The 16,647-nt window shown below is 65.5% G+C and carries 18 protein-coding genes; 9 read left to right on the top strand and 9 right to left on the bottom strand.

Annotation, left to right across the window (positions count from 1 at the left end):
• Positions 1-48: 48 nt before the first annotated feature.
• A complete protein-coding gene (locus Q0L30_RS22870) occupies positions 49-705 on the bottom strand; it encodes a DUF1345 domain-containing protein (RefSeq protein WP_296661934.1) in 657 nt (218 codons plus the stop codon).
• A 330-nt stretch (positions 706-1,035) separates the two neighbouring features.
• Here Q0L30_RS22870 and Q0L30_RS22865 point away from each other — a divergent pair, with 330 nt between their 5' ends.
• The 4 genes from Q0L30_RS22865 (at position 1,036) to Q0L30_RS22850 (ending at position 5,710) form a co-directional block, all read left to right on the top strand.
• Complete coding sequence (locus tag Q0L30_RS22865; RefSeq protein ID WP_296661933.1) at positions 1,036-1,602, top strand: sugar dehydrogenase complex small subunit; 567 nt, start codon at positions 1,036-1,038, stop codon at positions 1,600-1,602.
• A gap of 111 nt (positions 1,603-1,713) precedes the next feature.
• On the top strand, positions 1,714-3,315 hold the full coding sequence (locus Q0L30_RS22860) for a GMC family oxidoreductase (protein WP_296661932.1): 1,602 nt from the start codon (positions 1,714-1,716) through the stop codon (positions 3,313-3,315).
• Between the two features lie 23 nt (positions 3,316-3,338).
• Positions 3,339-4,796 carry a cytochrome c gene (locus Q0L30_RS22855; RefSeq protein WP_296661931.1) on the top strand — a complete coding sequence of 486 codons (1,458 nt, stop codon included), beginning with the start codon at positions 3,339-3,341 and terminating at the stop codon, positions 4,794-4,796.
• Positions 4,797-4,975: 179 nt separating this feature from the next.
• Positions 4,976-5,710 (top strand): metallophosphoesterase, encoded by a 735-nt coding sequence (locus Q0L30_RS22850; protein ID WP_296661930.1) that lies wholly within the window; start codon positions 4,976-4,978, stop codon positions 5,708-5,710.
• A gap of 16 nt (positions 5,711-5,726) precedes the next feature.
• On the opposite strand, the gene Q0L30_RS22845 is transcribed toward Q0L30_RS22850, so the two are convergent.
• Both Q0L30_RS22845 and Q0L30_RS22840 read right to left on the bottom strand, forming a co-directional pair.
• Positions 5,727-6,428, bottom strand: a complete 702-nt coding sequence (locus tag Q0L30_RS22845) for an RES family NAD+ phosphorylase (RefSeq protein ID WP_296661929.1) — start codon at positions 6,426-6,428, stop codon at positions 5,727-5,729.
• Positions 6,425-6,859, bottom strand: a complete 435-nt coding sequence (locus Q0L30_RS22840; protein ID WP_367277856.1) for an antitoxin Xre/MbcA/ParS toxin-binding domain-containing protein — start codon at positions 6,857-6,859, stop codon at positions 6,425-6,427. Before Q0L30_RS22840 ends, Q0L30_RS22845 begins: the two co-directional genes overlap by 4 nt.
• Before the next feature lie 136 nt (positions 6,860-6,995).
• Here Q0L30_RS22840 and Q0L30_RS22835 point away from each other — a divergent pair, with 136 nt between their 5' ends.
• Positions 6,996-7,604 carry a hypothetical protein gene (locus Q0L30_RS22835; protein ID WP_296661928.1) on the top strand — a complete coding sequence of 203 codons (609 nt, stop codon included), beginning with the start codon at positions 6,996-6,998 and terminating at the stop codon, positions 7,602-7,604.
• Between the two features lie 49 nt (positions 7,605-7,653).
• Here Q0L30_RS22835 and Q0L30_RS22830 read toward each other — a convergent pair whose 3' ends face one another.
• Entirely contained in the window at positions 7,654-7,872 is a 219-nt protein-coding gene (locus Q0L30_RS22830; RefSeq protein WP_293037965.1) for a YdcH family protein, read from the bottom strand.
• 273 nt (positions 7,873-8,145) lie between these two features.
• Between Q0L30_RS22830 and Q0L30_RS22825 the strand changes: the two genes are divergently transcribed.
• Positions 8,146-9,738, top strand: coding sequence for a CHAD domain-containing protein (locus Q0L30_RS22825; protein ID WP_296661927.1), 1,593 nt, complete (start codon positions 8,146-8,148; stop codon positions 9,736-9,738).
• Positions 9,739-9,810: 72 nt separating this feature from the next.
• Positions 9,811-10,677 carry a TOBE domain-containing protein gene (locus Q0L30_RS22820; RefSeq protein WP_296661926.1) on the top strand — a complete coding sequence of 289 codons (867 nt, stop codon included), beginning with the start codon at positions 9,811-9,813 and terminating at the stop codon, positions 10,675-10,677.
• A 33-nt stretch (positions 10,678-10,710) separates the two neighbouring features.
• Here the strand turns inward: Q0L30_RS22820 and Q0L30_RS22815 are convergent, their stop codons facing one another.
• Positions 10,711-11,415 (bottom strand): phosphatase PAP2 family protein, encoded by a 705-nt coding sequence (locus Q0L30_RS22815; protein ID WP_296661925.1) that lies wholly within the window; start codon positions 11,413-11,415, stop codon positions 10,711-10,713.
• Between the two features lie 316 nt (positions 11,416-11,731).
• Between Q0L30_RS22815 and Q0L30_RS22810 the strand changes: the two genes are divergently transcribed.
• Together Q0L30_RS22810 and Q0L30_RS22805 are read left to right on the top strand one after the other, a co-directional pair.
• Positions 11,732-12,949 carry a PHB depolymerase family esterase gene (locus tag Q0L30_RS22810; protein WP_296661964.1) on the top strand — a complete coding sequence of 406 codons (1,218 nt, stop codon included), beginning with the start codon at positions 11,732-11,734 and terminating at the stop codon, positions 12,947-12,949.
• 113 nt (positions 12,950-13,062) lie between these two features.
• Positions 13,063-13,239: a DUF3563 family protein gene (locus Q0L30_RS22805; protein ID WP_296661924.1), complete on the top strand. Its 177-nt coding sequence runs from the start codon at positions 13,063-13,065 to the stop codon at positions 13,237-13,239.
• 442 nt (positions 13,240-13,681) lie between these two features.
• Here the strand turns inward: Q0L30_RS22805 and Q0L30_RS22800 are convergent, their stop codons facing one another.
• The 4 genes from Q0L30_RS22800 to Q0L30_RS22785 form a co-directional block, all read right to left on the bottom strand.
• Entirely contained in the window at positions 13,682-14,068 is a 387-nt protein-coding gene (locus Q0L30_RS22800; protein ID WP_296661923.1) for a hypothetical protein, read from the bottom strand.
• Positions 14,065-14,856, bottom strand: a complete 792-nt coding sequence (locus Q0L30_RS22795) for a BPSS1780 family membrane protein (protein WP_296661922.1) — start codon at positions 14,854-14,856, stop codon at positions 14,065-14,067. Before Q0L30_RS22795 ends, Q0L30_RS22800 begins: the two co-directional genes overlap by 4 nt.
• Entirely contained in the window at positions 14,847-15,851 is a 1,005-nt protein-coding gene (locus tag Q0L30_RS22790; protein ID WP_296661921.1) for a homoserine kinase, read from the bottom strand. The genes Q0L30_RS22795 and Q0L30_RS22790 overlap by 10 nt, the downstream gene beginning before the upstream one ends.
• A 253-nt stretch (positions 15,852-16,104) precedes the next feature.
• Positions 16,105-16,497: a hypothetical protein gene (locus Q0L30_RS22785; protein WP_296661920.1), complete on the bottom strand. Its 393-nt coding sequence runs from the start codon at positions 16,495-16,497 to the stop codon at positions 16,105-16,107.
• Positions 16,498-16,647: the final 150 nt, after the last annotated feature.

The raw sequence follows: 16,647 nt of genomic DNA, 5'->3' as shown, positions 1-16,647 counted from the left end.
ATGCCTGAAGACGCAGCGAAAGCTGTGAAGATGGGTATGCGCGAACGCTCAGCCGCCGACCATGCTTGCGACGATGTTCACGCACAGGCCGAGTACGGCGACGTTGAAATAGAACGAGAGGATGGATTGCGCGAGAACGCCGCGCCGGGCGCTGCGCCCGCGCACGCTGATATCGGCGGTCTGCGATGCAGCGGCGATCGTAAAGGCGAAATACAGAAAGTCCCAGTAGTTGGGTTGAAAGTTTTCGTCGGGGAACATGAGGACAGGCGCATTCTGGTCGGAGCCGTAGTAGATGCGCGCGTAATGCAGCGTGAAGATGGTCGGGATCAGGAACCACGCGCCGATCAGCGTGAGGCCGGTGATGGCCGAATGCAGCAGCTTCGATGCAGTGCCGAGATCCTTGGTCGTGCCCAGTTCCAGCACGATGGCGAAAATGCTCGCGACGGTTGCCACGCAGATCACGAACAGCACCGCAACCGCGTTCTCGTCTTCGCGCTGCGCGTGATGGCGCACGTCGTCGTCGGTTGCGAAAGCCATGTGAAACCAGATGAGCACGAGATAGACCCACACCGCGGCGTCCCAGCCGAGCAGCGCGCGCGCCGAAAGCGAGAGCGAAACGGGAGACAGGAGGCCGGCCACGACGCCGGCGGCGAGACCCAGCATCAAGTGCGGGCGGTTGCGAAGCACCTGCGGATAGAGGTTCATGCGGTATCGATGTCCTTTGCGGGCCTGGGTGTGCGGGTCGGGTGTGTGTAAATGGGCGCAATTTTACCCGTTGCATCCCGCGAATCGATGCGATGCGGGATGCGCGCCCGGCGATTTGTCTAATGAAGCCGGCAAGGGCTATATTGCTTGCGCGGCGAGTCATCGCCGCCATGCTCGCCTGTGAGGCGCGCACGTCGTGCACATCGCGCACGTCGCGCGACACGATTGCAAATCTCGTCTACATTGCACTGCATTCAGCTGCAATATTTGCTGCAGTATTCGTATTCGTCCGCTGCATCCGTATCGCCACGAAACTCATCGGGAGTACCCATGACAGATGTGACGCAGGACGGGACACCTCAACCTTCGGGCTTACGGCCCGGCCGCCGGCAGTTCGTGACCGGCGCCTGCGCTGCTGCCGCGGCACTTGCTTTCACGATGGCAGGCCGCGGCGGCTGGCCATTCGGCATCGACCGCGTGTTCGCGGCGCAGCCCGGCGACGGCGGCTACGACGCCTTTATCGTCCTCTCGCAGCACCTCACCGGACGCACGAGCTTCGACAAGCTGCTCGCGCAGCGCGTCTACGCGGCGCTTGCTGGCGCGAGCAGCCAGTTCGCGCAGAACGTGACTGCGCTCAATACGTGGATCGGGAGCCATGGCGGCGTGCCGTCCGATACCGTGACGGCAGCGCTCCAGGGTGAACGGCCCGAACTCGCGGCGACGGTCGGCGACATCATGCGCGCGTGGTATCTCGGCCTAGTCGGCGAATTGCCGCATGTTCAGGTGGTGGCTTACGAAAAGGCGCTGATGTTCGATCCGGTCAGCGACGTGCTGACGATTCCATCGTATTGCCGCGACGTGCCGTTCTATTGGACTCGCAAGCCCGACGGCGGCTAGACGCGGGCGTTGTGGTGTTGCGGCGCGCGCAGCTTCTCGCACGGCGGCGCGCGCCGCGTTCTGGCGCAAAACGCAGTCCGCACAATGAGAGCCTGAAAAAAGAGGACGACGATGCCAATACAGCATTCTGCCGACGTGGTCGTGGTCGGTTCGGGCGTGGCGGGCAGTCTGGTCGCGCATCGGTTGGCCGAGGCCGGCGCTTCGGTGCTGCTGCTCGAAGCGGGCCCGCGGCTCGCGCGCTGGCAGATCGTCGAGAACTTCCGTAATTCGCCCGCGAAAGCCGACTTCGCGACACCGTATCCCTCGGTGCCCTACGCGCCGCATCCCGAGTATTCGCCACCGAACGACTACCTGATCCAGAAGGGCGAGTACCCCTACAACTCGCAATATCTGCGGCTCGTGGGCGGTACGACGTGGCACTGGGCTGCCGCAGCATGGCGTCTGCTGCCCTCGGACTTTCGTTTGAAGACGCTGTACGGCGTGGGCCGCGACTGGCCGTATCCCTACGAACAGCTGGAGCCGTGGTATCAGCTTGCCGAGGTCGAACTGGGTGTCTCGGGACCCGGCGCGCCGTACGATCTCGGCTCGCCGCGCTCGCAGCCCTATCCGATGAGCATGCTGCCGCTCTCGTACATGGACCAGCGCTTTTCCGACGTGCTCAACGCCAACGGTTTTCACGTCGTGCCCGAACCGGTTGCGCGCAACAGCCGACCCTACGATGAGCGTCCCACTTGCTGCGGCAACAACAACTGCATGCCGATCTGCCCGATCGCCGCGATGTACAGCGGCGTGATCCATGCCGACAAGGCGGAGCGCGCGGGCGCGAAGCTCATCGCGCAAGCGGTGGTCTATCGCATCGAGGCCGACAACAAAGGGCTCATTACGGCGGTTCACTACAAGGATCCAAACGGCAACAGCACGCGCGTGTCGGGCAAGCTCTTCGTGCTCGCCGCGAACGGCATCGAAACGCCCAAGCTCATGCTGATGTCGACGAGCGAGCGGTTTGCGCACGGCATCGGCAACAGTTCCGATCAGGTGGGGCGCAATCTGATGGATCATCCGGGCACGGGCGTCACGTTTCTCGCCAACGAACCGTTATGGCCCGGACGCGGCCCGATGGAAATGACCTCGGTCGTGAACTTCCGCGACGGCGCGTTCCGCTCCGACTACGCATCGAAAAAGCTGCATCTGTCGAACGGCGTGAACACGATGGCGGTGACGGCGGCGCTCATCAAGAGCGGCCTGACCGGCGCCGAACTCGACCGCCAGATCCGCGAGCGCGCATCGCGCAGACTCGCGATCAACAGCTTCCACGAGCATCTGCCCGAGCCGCAGAACCGCGTGCTGCCTTCGGGCGAGCACAAGGACGCGCTCGGCATCCCGCAGCCCGAGATCTACTACTCGATCAACGACTACGTGAAAAAGAGCGCGGCGCACACGCACGCGCTGTATGCGCAGATCGCCGAACTGTTGGGCGGCACCGAAATCGCATTCGACGATAACTTCGCGCCGAACAACCACATCATGGGCACGACGATCATGGGGACGAGCGCGGCCGATTCGGTTGTCGACGCCGACTGCCGCACCCACGACCATGCGAACCTGTTTATCGCGAGCAGTGCGGTGATGCCGGGCGCGGCATCGGTGAACTGCACGCTGACGCTTGCCGCGCTGTCGCTGAAACTTGCCGACAAGCTGCGGCGCGAACTGTGATGCTCAGCGACCGGAGAATGACGATGATCGAACGAGCGTTCCAGTCCGCGCATACCGGGTTGCCGAGGCCCAGACCTGGGCCCGTGCCCACGATCCGCAGGCGCAGCACGCATGCCGCGCTCGCAGCCACGGTTTTCTGCGCGTTCGCGCTTTACATCGCGTGGCACGCGTCGCATGACGGGCCGTCGCGCTTCATCGACGAAGCGCCGCTGACCGCCGCGCTCGGCAAGGCGCCGGGCGGTCAGCCAGGCACAGCGGCGGCGGCCGGCGCTGCGGGGGCTGCGGACACCCCCGACCTCGTGAAGCGCGGCGAATATCTGACGCGCCTCGGCGATTGCATCGCGTGCCACACGTCCGACAAGAGCCGCCCGCTCGCTGGCGGCCTTGCGATCCAGACGCCCTTCGGCAAGATCTACTCGCCGAACATCACGCCCGATCCGGATACGGGCATCGGCCGGTGGTCCAACACCGACTTCCTGCGCGCGATGCACGAAGGCATCGGTAAAAGCGGCGAGCGGCTGTATCCGGCGTTTCCGTACGCCGAGTTCACGCGCGTGACCGAGCGGGACGTGCTTGCGATCCGCGCGTACCTGAACACCGTCGCGCCGGTCCACTACAGGCCGCCGCCCAACGAACTGCGCTTTCCGTTCAATCAGCGCTGGCTGATGATCTTCTGGAATCTTTTCAACTTCAACGAAGGGCGCTTCGTGCCCGACCCGAAGAGGAGCGCCGAATACAACCGCGGTGCGTATCTCGTCCGGGGGCTCGCGCATTGCGAGGAGTGCCACACGCCGCGCAACTTCATGCAGGGTTTGAAGCGGCGCGACCGCTTTTCGGGTGCGGTGCAGGCGGGCTGGCAGGCGTACAACATCACGCCCGACCGCATGGGCGGCATCGGCACCTGGCCTGTTGGCGCGCTTGCCGCGTATCTCCTGACCGGGGCCGCCAATGGTCACGCGAACGCCGCAGGCCCGATGGCCGAAGTCGTGCAGAACTCGACGCAATTTCTCACCGAAGAAGACGCGCATTCGATCGTGACGTTCCTGAGCGCGCAACAGCCTATCTCCGGCGGCGTGACGCGTTCGCGCGACACGTGGGGCCAGCCCGCCGTCAACGATGTGACGGCGCTGCGCGGCACACCGCTTATGACCGCGAACGGGGCGCAGCTCTTCGTCGCGAACTGCGCGAGCTGTCACCACTGGACGGGTGCGGGCGTCGGTGCAAGCGCGCCGGGCGCGTATCCGTCGCTGATCCATAACAGCGTGACGGGCGCGGCAAATGCGGACAACCTGGCGATGGTCATCCTGCACGGCGTCACGCGCACGACGAAGAGCGTGGATGTGCTGATGCCCGCCTTCGGCAGCGAACTCACCAACGAGCAGATCGCCGCGATTTCGAACTACGTGACGCAACAGTTCGGCAATCCGCGCGCGGCGATCACGGCGGCCCAGGTCGGCGTGCTGCGCGCGATCCCGCAGTAAGGGCGCGCAGTAAAGGCGCGCAGTAAAGGCGCGCAGTAAGGGCGCGCAGTAAGGGCGCGCAGTAAGGGCGTGCAGTAAGGGCGTGCAGTAAAGGCGTGCAGCGATGTGTGGCGCATGCGTGGGCGGCAAGCGCGGGACGTCGCGCATACGGGTGTTATGAGCGGGACTATGATGATCACATGACACACGCTTCCGTTCCCGTCGTGCAGCACCACGCGAGCAATCGTGAAGGCCGCGATTTTGTGATCGGCGACCTGCACGGCTGCGTCGATGCGCTGCGCTATCTGTTGCGCGACGCGCAGTTCGACGCCGCGCGCGACCGGCTCTTTTCGGTGGGCGACCTCGTCGATCGCGGCGACCAGTGCGAGGAGGCGCTCGGCCTCATCGGCAAGCCGTGGTTCTTCCCGGTGCTCGGCAATCACGAGGATGCGATGTGCGCCGTCGCCGAAGGCCGCCTGCCGCGCTACCGCTGGTACGGCATTGGCGGCACCTGGGCCGAGGGCCTGCCCGAAGGCGAACTCGTGCGCCATGCGCAGCGGCTGCGCCAGTTGCCGCTCGTGCGCGTGGTCGGCGTGGGCGATGCGCGGTTCAATGTGCTGCACGCGGAATTCTTCGGCAACGACGACGACCTCGACGCGGGCCGCATCGACGATGCCGTGCGCGAGCGGATGCTGTGGGGCCGCGAACTCGTGCTCGGCATGGTCAAGCCGCCGAAGCGCGCACTCTCGCTCACGTACTGCGGGCATACGCCCGTGCGCGACGTGCAGCAGATCGGCTCGCAGATGTTCATCGACACCGGCGCGTTCATCGCGCAAGGCCGGCTCACGATGGTCGAGGCATTGACGCCGCGGCGCTGGTCCGTTTCGACGCTTGAAGCGCGCGAGCGCGGCGCAGCGAGGTTCGCGTTGCCCTGAGCGCGCGCTTCAGGCTTCAAACGATGCGGTTCAATTCGAACACCATGTCGATGGTGTGCCCGTTCCAGTTGTATTCCAGATACGCCGCGTGATGGCACGCGTGCACGAGCGACGTGCGCAGCGCGGCGAGACATTCGCCGCCCGCATCGCGCACCGACGGGTACGCGATGCCGGGCGCTCCGGCCTCGCGCACGGCGCGGCCGAGCGCCTGGCCTGCCGCATAGTCGGTCGGCGAGAGGACGGCGGGATCGGGTGCGGGCTCGCCGCGCAGATCGACGATGTCGCCCTCGGCTGCGACGGTGTAGAGGCGCATCTGCTGGCGCAGCGGCCGCTCGCTGGTTGCGGCGAGAAAGCGCGCCGAGTGATAGCGCGTCTCCGCGATGGCTGTTGCGCGCGAGCGCGCGCAATAGAACACGCCATACGTGCCGTCCGAAAAGCGGCTGCCCTGCGGATTCAGATGCGTGAACGCCGCCATGATCGGGCCATAACCGGGCCCGAAGCGGCGCTCTTCGCGCGGCACGAGATCGAGTTCGCCGGTTTCGGTGCGCAGACGGTCGTTGGTCAGCGCTTCGAGCGCGTAGAGCGCGTCGAAATCCTCGGACGAGGCCACGCGGTCGAACAGGTTCACGGCGGGAAAACGTGTGGGAATCACACGGTACGCGGGCGTCCACGCGAGCGGCGTGCTGCGCCAGCGGTCCTGCCAGGTCGATTGCGTCACGCCCAGCCGCCTCGCATCGCATCGAGGTACTGACGCACGGCCACGAGATCGCTGATATTGCCGGCCAGCATGCGGTCGAGCGCGCGCCGGCCGCCGAACGGCGGCGCGCTGTTGGGCCGCTTGACCCAGGCGTCGGCGGCGGCGGGTTGCGGCAGCAGGATCTGCAGCGCCTTGTAGATGCCGAGCAGCAGCGACAGACGCTCGAGCGTGTCGCGGCCGAGGCGTGCGCTTTCCGGTGCCTGCTTCCATTTGAAGAACGTCGAGCGGCCTGGTGAGCCGAGCAGCACGATCTGCTCGTCGGCGCTCAGATCCCAGTCGTGCGCGATCTTGAAGAAGGCGCGCAGACCGGCGGCGGACATTTCCGTGAACGTGGGTTCGGCGCGTGGTCGTCGGGCGGGCGCGGCCGACGAGGCGGCATACGCGTGCGTCATGATTGAGTCCTAATATGAACCATTTGTAAATGTTAGTCCATATATGGATTATTGCAAGTTATGGTTGGGTATAATCGCCGCCCGGTATTCAGCAGTCATTCAGCAGTAAACGCGACGAGTGTTCGGGAGGTGCGGCATGCGGGCAGTAGCAGTGTTGGTTGCGGCAATGTGGGTATCGACGGCGGCGGTCGCCGCCGGTCAGGTCAAAGAGGTGTGGAATCCGCCGGAGGCGCGCCACGTTTCGTTGCACGCGGAGAAGCACGGCGCGCAGGCGCACGCCGCGCACACGGGGCATGCGCGGCGCAGCGGTGCGCAGGCTGTCGCGCACGGCGATCGCGGTCATGGCGGCAAGGCGGGTCATCGCGCGGCGGTTAAGGCGCATGCTTTGGCGCGACACGCCCAGCCAGCGACGACGGCACGGCACGGCGGATCTCACGCCAGCGCGGTGCATGCGTCCGCACAACGCGCTCATCGAAGTCACGCCGTCGCGGCACACTCGACCCGGCAGGCCGCGCTCGCGAATCCGGCTCATTCCGCGCATGCACACGCTTCCACCGCCAGCGTGGCGAAACACGTGCGCACGAAGCCCGCTGTGGCGCATCCGGCGCCGCGTCCCAAGCTGATGGTGCAGGCGCCTGCCGCTGCCGCGGCCACGGCGCAGCCCGCGGCCATGCCGCAGTCGATACAGCCGATGCAGCAGACGCAGTCGACTCAGCCTCAGTCGCTGCCGCCGATTCTTCGCTGACGCGACGGCGTCGCGCACGCAGGTCGATGCGCGCGCGACACGACGTGTCTCAGTCGTTCGAGGTTTTGCGCAGGATCTGGTAGATCGAATCCTTGAGCTGGAGCTTTTCTTTTTTCAGGTGCTCGATCGTCAAGCCGTCGGCAGGCACGAGACCCGCTTCCATGTTCTTGATCTGCTGATCCAGTTCGTTGTGGCGCTCGAAAGCCCGTGCGAAATGCTCATCCTCGTTTTTGAGGCGCGATATCAAATCTCTGAATTCAGGAAACACTCGCCACTCCTTAGAAATGTCCGAATGATCGGGAATATGGTCTAAACATTCTTTCATCGTCGCCGTCTGGCTCAATTGATAATAGTCAAGATGAGCGGGGGCGGATGAATGAGTACGCGCGCGACGCAAGCCGGCGTACGTCGTTTTGCCGGTGCGCCGTATAATTTTGGGGACAATAGCGCGGCTCCACGCCGTTTCGATGTTTTTTTGTACCCTGTTTTGTACCTTGTTTTGGCACCTTGATTTGCCCGCTTTTCCGTCCCTGGAGCGTCCATGGTTCGCGTTCTCGAGATTGTGCTGGATATCGTTTATCCAGCAGCTTGCAACGAGTCAGTCGACACCCGGCATCCCGGTGACCGAACCGCAGCGGTGCTCGCGAGGGAATTGGCTGCTGCGCTGCCGCAGCTTGTCGCGCTATCGGCCGAAAGGGAATGCGTGACGGCAGTCACGTTCGATCGCGACGCAGCATTGGCTCGCGCAGGCTGGCGCGTCGCCGTCGAGACGCGCGGCGACGGCAATCGGGTCGTCGTGTCGAACTGCCTGATTGCAACGCCGGGCATTACCGCACGCACACTCGTCTTCGAGGCGCCGCTCGATGCGAACGGTTTCGCGGTTGCATCGCTCGACGCCGCACCGGAGGCGTTTCGGCACGCGCTCGCCGCAGCGGGCGAGCCCGTGCCGGCGGCGGCGCTGTGCGGCGAGCGTTGCCGCTGGCAGTGGCCGCGTGACGGCATCGCGGTCGAACTGGTGCTCGATGCGGGCCTTCACGATCCGAACCGGCCGCCCGACGAAACCCAATGTCTGCACGAGCTTCGCGTGCGTGCGCCGTGGCCCGAAGAGGCCGACGCCGCGCCGGCCGTCGACGCATTGTTCGCCTGTGCGCACGACCTCGTCGATGCGGCGCCCGCAAGCTTGCCGGCCTTCGTCCGGATAAGCGATGCGCTCGACCGTGTTGCCGCGGGCTGTCTCGTCGGCGACGGCGATGCGGTTCATGCCGAGCCGGTCGATCTGGGCGGTGTGGACACGGCGCTGGGCGCGCTTGTGGCGATTGCACGCAACATCACGAACCAGTGGCTCGGCAACGACGCGGGCGTGCGCGATTCGGCGAAGACCGAGTTCATCCATCAGATGCGCGTTTCGCAACGGCGGTTGCGCACGGCGCTGCGGATATTTTCGGGCTGGCAGGACGACGCATGGGCCACGCGCATCATGCCCGATCTGAAGTGGCTGGGGGGCATGCTGGGCGACGCGCGCGATCGCGACGTATTCGTCGACTCGACGTTGCCCGCGCTGGCGGCTGCCGATACCGAGGCCGCGCGCTGGGACGCCTTGCGCGCGCAGGCCGACGCGATGCGCCTCGCTGCACGAGCGCGTGCGCGCGCGGCGCTGGCTTCGCCGCGTTACGCGCACCTCACGCTCGTGTGGCTGCAATGGCTCGCGGCGTTCGCGCAGCGCCAGGGCGAAGGCGAAGCACATGCCCGCTCGCTGCATAAACATGCGGCAAAACAGGTGCGCCGCTATTACGCCCGCCTCGCCGGAATGCAGAAGCTCACGGCGATTGACGAAGCGAGCCGCCATCGCGCGCGCATCAACGCGAAATATCTGCGCTACGCGCTCGAGTTTTTCGCGCCGATCACGTCACGCCGCACGCGCACGGAGACGACGCGCACGCTGGCGCGGCTGCAGACCGTGCTCGGTGACGGCAACGACGCGGCGGTCGCCCTGCGCTTTCTTGAAGCGATGGATGTCGAGCCGTATCCGCTCGGCTTTGCACGCGGCTGGTGCGAAGCGGTCAAGCGCTGCTCCGCGAAGGAAGGCGAGCGGCTGCTGCGCGAACTGCGCAAACCGAAAGTCCAGGGCGGCTGACCTGGCCGCGCCCGCTGTCCCGATCATCGAACGCACGGTCCCCCGATTTCACCTTCGCCCGGCGACGCCGCCATGAATGCTTCTTCCGAATTCACTTCCGGTGCCGCGCCCGAACTGGGTGTCGGCGGCTCGCTCTGGCTACAGTCCGGACAGCAGATGCTCGGGGGTGCGTCGCGCATCGCGCTCCTCGCTGCAATCGGCGCAACCGGTTCGATCACGGGGGCCGCGAAGGCGGTCGGGATGAGCTACAAGGGCGCCTGGGACGCCATCGACGCCATGAACAATCTTGCGGGCGAACCGCTCGTCGAGCGCGCGACGGGCGGCAAGGGCGGCGGCGGGACGACGCTCACGCCGCGCGCGTTGCGCCTGATCGACACCTGGCGCGCGATCGAGCGCGAGCATCGCCGTTTCATCGAACGGGCCGCGGCTGCGGCCAGCGTGCTCGGCGGCGCGGATTCCGCGCAGACGTTCGACAGCGACCTGGCACTGCTCGGGCGTCTTGGCCTGCGCACGAGCGCGCGCAATCAGCTTTACGGCACCGTGACGACGATTGTGCGCGGCGCGGTGAACGACGAGGTGTCGATCGTGCTGCCGGGCGGCCAGAAGGTGGTGGCGGTCGTGACGTGCGAAAGCACGCAGACGCTCGGGCTCGCCGAAGGCGTGGCGGCCGTCGCACTGGTAAAGGCGTCGTCGGTCGTGCTGCTGGCGGGCGAGGAAGTGGCGGCGATGCGGCTTTCGGCACGCAATCAGCTGGCCGGTACGATCGGCCAGGTGCGGCGCGGTGCGGTGAATGCCGAGGTGACGCTCGATCTGCCGGGCGGCACGGTGATCGCCGCCATCGTCACGGATGCAAGTGTCGATGCGCTCGGCCTTGTCCCCGGCGCACAGGCGCGTGCCGTCTTCAAGGCGTCGAGCGTAATTCTGGGAGTGAGCGGCTGAGTGCTGCCCTGAGGGTTGCCCTGAATGCTACCCTCAGGCGGCGTTGCGATGCGTGGGCAGCGAGAGCGTGTTGCGGGTCTGTGAGACCGGCGAAGCGGGCGCGCGCGGCGCGCGGTTGGCTTTCCAGCGGGCACGTACATAGGGCCGCTCATGACCCGAGACGGTCAGCGCGAGATTCGTGACCCAGCGGTGTGTCGGCACGCGCACGTCGTGCAGCGCGAACGTCAGTGCGACAAGACTCAGCGCGACGGCCGCCGCAGACAGACGTCCCGACTGCGCAGCCCACCAGTAGCGAACGAACGTGAGCGCTGTCACTGCGCCGACCAGACAACCGGTGACGGCCTCGGACGGCGAATGTGCGTCCAGCACGACGCGCGAGAATCCCACCGCAACGCCCACTGCAAGGCCAATCAGCACGCCCGCGACCCGCAGCGGCGCGCGCGCGCCTTGCAGCATGAGGAAAAACGCCACCGGATAGACGGCCGTGGACAGCATGGCGTGCCCGCTGACGCCCGTGAAATCGAGATCGCGTACGCCCACGCCCCAGCCGAGAAAGGCGATCTTGGTGACCATGACGAGACCGACGGACGCGCCGATCAGCAGCAGCCAGCTTGCAGCCATGCGCCAGGAATAGCCTGCGGCGAGCCAGAGCGCGATCGCGACCGCGAGCGGCAGCGTGAGGCCCGCGCCGCCGAGGTTCGTGATCGCATACCACAGGTGAAGGGGTAAATCCGGCATGACTTGGCGCAGCGACGGTGCATTGAAAAAGGCGTGATACCCGGTTAACGCGCGGGCGGCCCGGCGGGCAGACACGCACATTGCATAGATCTTCAGTATAGCGGCGCATGACGGACACGGCCGAACCCTTATCCGTACGGCCTGTCGGTGCGCTGCACGATCCCGGCGCCTGGTTTTCTCCAGCCGCTCTGCAGCGTCGGCGGTTTAGTGCTATTGTGCGATGCACAATAACGCAGTGTGGCGAACTGCCACATAGCATCAGACCCAGCATCAAACCCTATCTGATTGCATCAGACCCCTTCAAGGGAGGCCGATGATGACGAAAGATCTGTCGAAACTTTTAGCCGGTGGCCTGCGACGTTTGCTTGCCATCCAGAGCCGGATTGCCGTTGAGGCTGCGCGCGGGGCGCGCCGGCACGCGCTGCATGCCAAGGCGCCGCGGCATGCAGCGCAAACCGCCGTGGCCGACGCAGTGAGCGAGGCCGTCAGCCAGGCAGCCAGTGAGGCTGCCGCGTCAGCTTACCCGGCACGTGAGTACGTGGTGCGGCCTGTGCGCCAGTCGCGCGTGGGCCCGCGTGCAGCCGCCTGGGCTGCGGGCGAATGGCGCCGCGCCGAACACACCGTTGCGGCGACGCCGCTGCGCGCGTCGCGCGCGCTGCCGTACGGCCTCTATCTGCCGGCGGGCCATGCCGCGGCGGGACTGCCGCTCGTCGTCATGCTGCACGGCTGCAGGCAGTCGATGGAGGCGTTCGCCGAGGGCACGCGCATGAACCTGCTTGCCGACCTGCACGGTTTCGCGGTGGTCTACCCGGAGCAGTCCGCACTCGTCCACCCGCACCAGTGCTGGCACTGGTATGACGCACGCGACGAGGCGGGCGGCGGGGAGGCGGCGGCGGTTGTTTCGCTTGTCGATGCACTCGTCGACGAACACAGCTTCGACGGCTCGCGCGTCTATCTCGCGGGCCTCTCGGCGGGCGCAGGGCTCGCCGCGCTGCTGGCGGTGCGCGCACCCGAGCGGTTCGCGGCGGTTGCGCTGCATTCGGGGCCGGCATTCGGCGAGGCGCGTTCGGGCGTCGGCGCGCTCGATGTCATGCGGCGCGGGCTCTATCAGGATCCGGTGGAGCTGCTGGAGCGTCAGCTCGGCGACGAGGCGCACCCGGGCATGCCGGCGATCGTCGTGCAGGGTGAGGACGATGGCGTTGTCGCACCGATCAACGCCGAGCAGCTCACGGTGCAGTTCCTCCGGCTCAACGGCCTGGCCGACGCGCGCGGCGTCAGACCCGGCGTCGCCTCGCACGAAGCGGCGAGCGAGGGGCACATCGTGCAGGACTACGCGCGCCGTGGCGCGAGCGTCGTGCGCCTGTGCCGTGTGGCGAATCTCGATCATGCGTGGAGCGGCGGCGACGACACCGTGCCCTTCCATTCGGCAACGGGCCCGGACGCCAGCGCGATGATCTGGAGCTTCTTCAAAGATCATCGCCGCGATGCGGCCAACGACGCCTTTGGCGGCCAGCTGGCCAGGGGTGCGGGTTAGGCGCTACCCGACTCGATGCGACATTCGGTTACAGCCGGTGAAGGCGATTAGGGTTTACCCTATAATCACTTCATCCAATGTCAGCGAATATCTTTTCGAAACGGGGCTGAATCATGTATATGCTGAGCCGTCTTTTCCTCTTCCTCACGAACTCTGCCGACGCCATGCAAAAGGCGCGCGAAGAGGCCTACCTTGCTGAAGCAATCGATATCTACGATCTCGAGTTCCGCTTGCGCGAAATCGATCGCGAGAAGACGGTGCGTCATCCGGCCTGGATGGGGCAGCGCTGATTCCAGCGTGTACCACACACGATAGCAGCGACAGGCGCCGCAACCGGCTGATTCCGGTTGCGGCATGGTTTCGCAGATAGCCTGCGGAAATGCGGACGGCGCGCGGCGCCGCCCGCTGTACGGCGTGATCGGCTGCCAGCTTGTGCCGGTCCGCTGATACATGCCGCAATTCGTCGCAACACGTAATGTATGGCGGGCAATCCGCTAACGGTATTTTTGCGACTAGAATGAGACGCCTGACATCGCTCACACGCGGAAAACGTCGTGGCCGTGGGGGCCGTTGTGGCCATTGTGGCCGTTGTGCCAGTACGGGGCCGATCAGAAGGGGCCGGGCTGTCGAGTGGTTCCCCATATCGGTTCACGCCATGCCCGGCGCCGTCTGCAGATCCATTTTGCGGGTCGCGCGATACTGCCGTAATATCGGCGCGCGTTGTTACGCGCGTTATTGAAAGTGCTTGCGTCGAACTTTAATGGAAATTGCAAGATGATTAACCGGTATACAATTATTGCCTTTATTTTGATGCTTGTTCCATTGACGTTCGGGCAGCTGACAAAAGCGTTTGATTTGTCTTTTAATCAAATATTGGTGGTTTGTGTAGTCTGGGTTCTGGCGATGTTGACCAACGTCGGCGTATTCCTGTTCGTGCACGGAAGGTTGTATTTCAAGCGCCGCAAACTGGAGGCGGCGTCCCGCGCGTGACGTGTGGCGCTCAATGCGTGGCTGGTAAGCGTAGCCGCGTGATTTCGAGCGTGCGGACCGCGGCGAGCGAAGCACCACAACAGATTTGCTGAAACCACATAGACGCAAGGCTATGTGGTTTTTTTTCACGCGTTTTCCGGGTTTTCCGTTTCCTGTACGCCGAAGCAGCCGCGATAGGTCGCGTAAAACGAGCAATACATCATCGTCAACAGGACAATGAGCGCGGGCATCAGCAGGGCCACACCGTATTCGCTCGCGCCGAGTGCGCTCAGCAGCAGCGAAAGCCCCACCGAAATGCCAATCGACACCGCCATCCACAACGCCCCGTACACGACGAAAGCGCCCTTGTTGCGCCAGCAGCTCACCACGCTGAAGAACATCGCTTTGACGGGCGGCACGTCGTGCCATGCTGTCAGCACGGGCGCGAACCAGAACATCATCGCCACCGGCACGTAGATCACCAGTGACGCGAGCAGTGCGAGCGGCGCACCGCTGTTCTCGAACGAATCGGTGCCCGTCGAACCGCCGATGGTCATCAACTGCAGCAGCGTGCCGCCGTCCACGAGCGCCGACGCCGCGAGCACGAGCAGCATCGCCACCACATAGACGCCGCCGAGCGCGAAGAGGCGCTTCGTCACCGTCGTGCCGTAGGCGCGGAAGCCGTCGACGAGAATCGTCGGAAAGAACGGCTTGCCCGCAATCGTGTCGCGGCAGGCCGCCATGAAGCCGACCGCCACGCCCGGCACGAGGACGAGCGGCAGCACGCCGCCCACCACCGGGATGGCGGAGATGAGCGTCATCCCCAGCAGATACGTGAAAAACAGCGTGAGGAACGCGAGCGGGTTGCGGCGGAACAGCCAGATACCCTGGCGGAACCAGACGTAGCCCGTTTTCGCGGGAACTTCGATCAGTTGCATGAGCCTTGTTCTGCGTGAAGGGCGTCGGAGGCATCGTTCGCGCGGCGCTCGCGCAGGATGCGTTCGAAGTGGCCGGGATCGTGCGGCTTGAGCAGCTCCGCCGAGCGCGGCAGGTAGAAATCATACAGGCGCGACACCCAGAAGCGGTACGCACCTGCGCGCAGCATATCGCTCCAGTGGCGGATTTCGGCGGGCGTGAACGGGCGCACCGTCTGGTAGGCGCGCAGCAGCGCCTCGGCGCGCGCGCGATCCAGCCGGCCCGTCGCGAGATCCACGCACCAGTCGTTCACCGTGACAGCCACGTCGAACAGCCACTTGTCGCAGCCCGCAAAATAGAAATCGAAGAAGCCGCCGAGTCGCACTTCGTGGCCCGGCGCCGGATGCGCGTGCGCGAACAGCACGTTGTCGCGGAAAAGATCGCAGTGGCACGGGCCGCCCGGCATCTGCGCATAGTCTGCCGAGGCGAAGAACGCTTGGCTGTGCGCAAGCTCGCTCGTGAGCAGGTCGCGCTGCGCTTCGTCGAGGAACGGCAGCACCGTCGGCACGGTCTCTTCCCACCATTCCAGGCTGCGCAGATTCGGCTGATCGCCTTTGAAATCGCGCCCGGCGAGGTGCATGCGCGCGAGCATCTGGCCCACTTCGACGCAATGCTCCACACCCGGCGCGAGTTCGGGCGCGCCGTCCAGCTTCGTCACGATTGCCGCGGGCTTGCCATGCAGCGGGCCGAAGAGGGCGCCGTCGGCGCGCGGCATGGGGTCGGGCACCGGGACGCGGTGCGACGCCAGGTGGCGCATCAGGTCGAGGTAGAACGGCAACTGGTCCGCGGACAGCTTTTCGAAGATCGTCAGGACGTACTCGCCGCGCGTCGTCGTCAGGAAGAAATTACTGTTTTCGATGCCGGACTGGATGCCGCGGAAGTCGACCACGTCGCCGAGATCGTAGTCGAGCAGCCATTGGGCAAGCTGGGTTTCGGTGACAGCGGTGAAGACGGCCATGCGAAAAGTGTGTTGGTTGCGTGGTCGGGCGGCCGGCGTACGCGGGTGCGGCCGGCGTTTTATCGGGCGTTCTGCAGAAATCGGGCCGGTCTGCCGACGCTGCATGGCATCCAGCACGCACCGTGCGCTTGAGGCTCAAATTCGTGGCACGAACTCGCGGCCAGACATCACAGCTCGAGTGCGCAGCGAATCCGCAGCGCGGCTAAACGCGCGCCGTCTGCCTGCGCTGGGCGCGCGCAGACGGCGTTGCGGATCAGTAGCGCAGGTTGATCGACGGCAGCCGCGTGCTGGGCGTGCCGTTCGGGCGCACCTGCGGCGACGTGTCGGCGGGCGCGCTCATCGTGTAGCGCGTGCCGAAGTTCGAGTGCACGTTGATTTCGACGGGCTTGCCCTTGTCGCGATATTCGGTGATTTCGGTTCCGGTCGGGCTCACTTCGTGGAAGCTCGGCCGGCGCGGAACGTTGACGTCGACCTTCGAGGTGACCTCGGCAGCCGGCCGGTTGATCTTGGCGAGATCCGGCAGACCCGCCCGCTCGTTGGCGGACTGGGCCTCGACGGCGGTTTTCGCGTCGTCGGCGGGCGCGGCCGTGGCGAACCCGCTGAACGCGAGTGTCGTCGCAGCAGCGATGAGAAGGAGCGACTTCATGATGATCGGTGTTTCTCCGGTTTGATAGCTCAATTCTAGCAAATCCCGCCGCCGTGACCCACGGCGACTCCGGCGTCGGCCGCGGGGTCGACCCCGGGGGTGACCGACGCCGTACCGCGCCGGCCAGCTTGACGTTGCCGCGAGGGGCAC

Source organism: Paraburkholderia sp. (assembly GCF_024281035.1).
Classification (GTDB): Bacteria; Pseudomonadota; Gammaproteobacteria; order Burkholderiales; family Burkholderiaceae; genus Paraburkholderia.
Note: the sequence above shows the minus strand (reverse complement) of the source record. Positions and strands in the feature narration are given on the sequence as shown.

Coding starts and splice junctions, on each gene's coding strand:
- Q0L30_RS22870 (WP_296661934.1), bottom strand. CDS start 705: ATGAACCTCTATCCGCAGGTGCTTCGCAACCGCCCGCACTTGATGCTG.
- Q0L30_RS22860 (WP_296661932.1), top strand. CDS start 1,714: ATGCCAATACAGCATTCTGCCGACGTGGTCGTGGTCGGTTCGGGCGTG.
- Q0L30_RS22815 (WP_296661925.1), bottom strand. CDS start 11,415: ATGCCGGATTTACCCCTTCACCTGTGGTATGCGATCACGAACCTCGGC.
- Q0L30_RS22795 (WP_296661922.1), bottom strand. CDS start 14,856: ATGCAACTGATCGAAGTTCCCGCGAAAACGGGCTACGTCTGGTTCCGC.
- Q0L30_RS22785 (WP_296661920.1), bottom strand. CDS start 16,497: ATGAAGTCGCTCCTTCTCATCGCTGCTGCGACGACACTCGCGTTCAGC.
- Q0L30_RS22835 (WP_296661928.1), top strand. CDS start 6,996: ATGCGGGCAGTAGCAGTGTTGGTTGCGGCAATGTGGGTATCGACGGCG.
- Q0L30_RS22820 (WP_296661926.1), top strand. CDS start 9,811: ATGAATGCTTCTTCCGAATTCACTTCCGGTGCCGCGCCCGAACTGGGT.
- Q0L30_RS22850 (WP_296661930.1), top strand. CDS start 4,976: ATGACACACGCTTCCGTTCCCGTCGTGCAGCACCACGCGAGCAATCGT.
- Q0L30_RS22855 (WP_296661931.1), top strand. CDS start 3,339: ATGATCGAACGAGCGTTCCAGTCCGCGCATACCGGGTTGCCGAGGCCC.
- Q0L30_RS22805 (WP_296661924.1), top strand. CDS start 13,063: ATGTATATGCTGAGCCGTCTTTTCCTCTTCCTCACGAACTCTGCCGAC.
- Q0L30_RS22865 (WP_296661933.1), top strand. CDS start 1,036: ATGACAGATGTGACGCAGGACGGGACACCTCAACCTTCGGGCTTACGG.
- Q0L30_RS22810 (WP_296661964.1), top strand. CDS start 11,732: ATGACGAAAGATCTGTCGAAACTTTTAGCCGGTGGCCTGCGACGTTTG.
- Q0L30_RS22840 (WP_367277856.1), bottom strand. CDS start 6,859: ATGACGCACGCGTATGCCGCCTCGTCGGCCGCGCCCGCCCGACGACCA.
- Q0L30_RS22825 (WP_296661927.1), top strand. CDS start 8,146: ATGGTTCGCGTTCTCGAGATTGTGCTGGATATCGTTTATCCAGCAGCT.
- Q0L30_RS22790 (WP_296661921.1), bottom strand. CDS start 15,851: ATGGCCGTCTTCACCGCTGTCACCGAAACCCAGCTTGCCCAATGGCTG.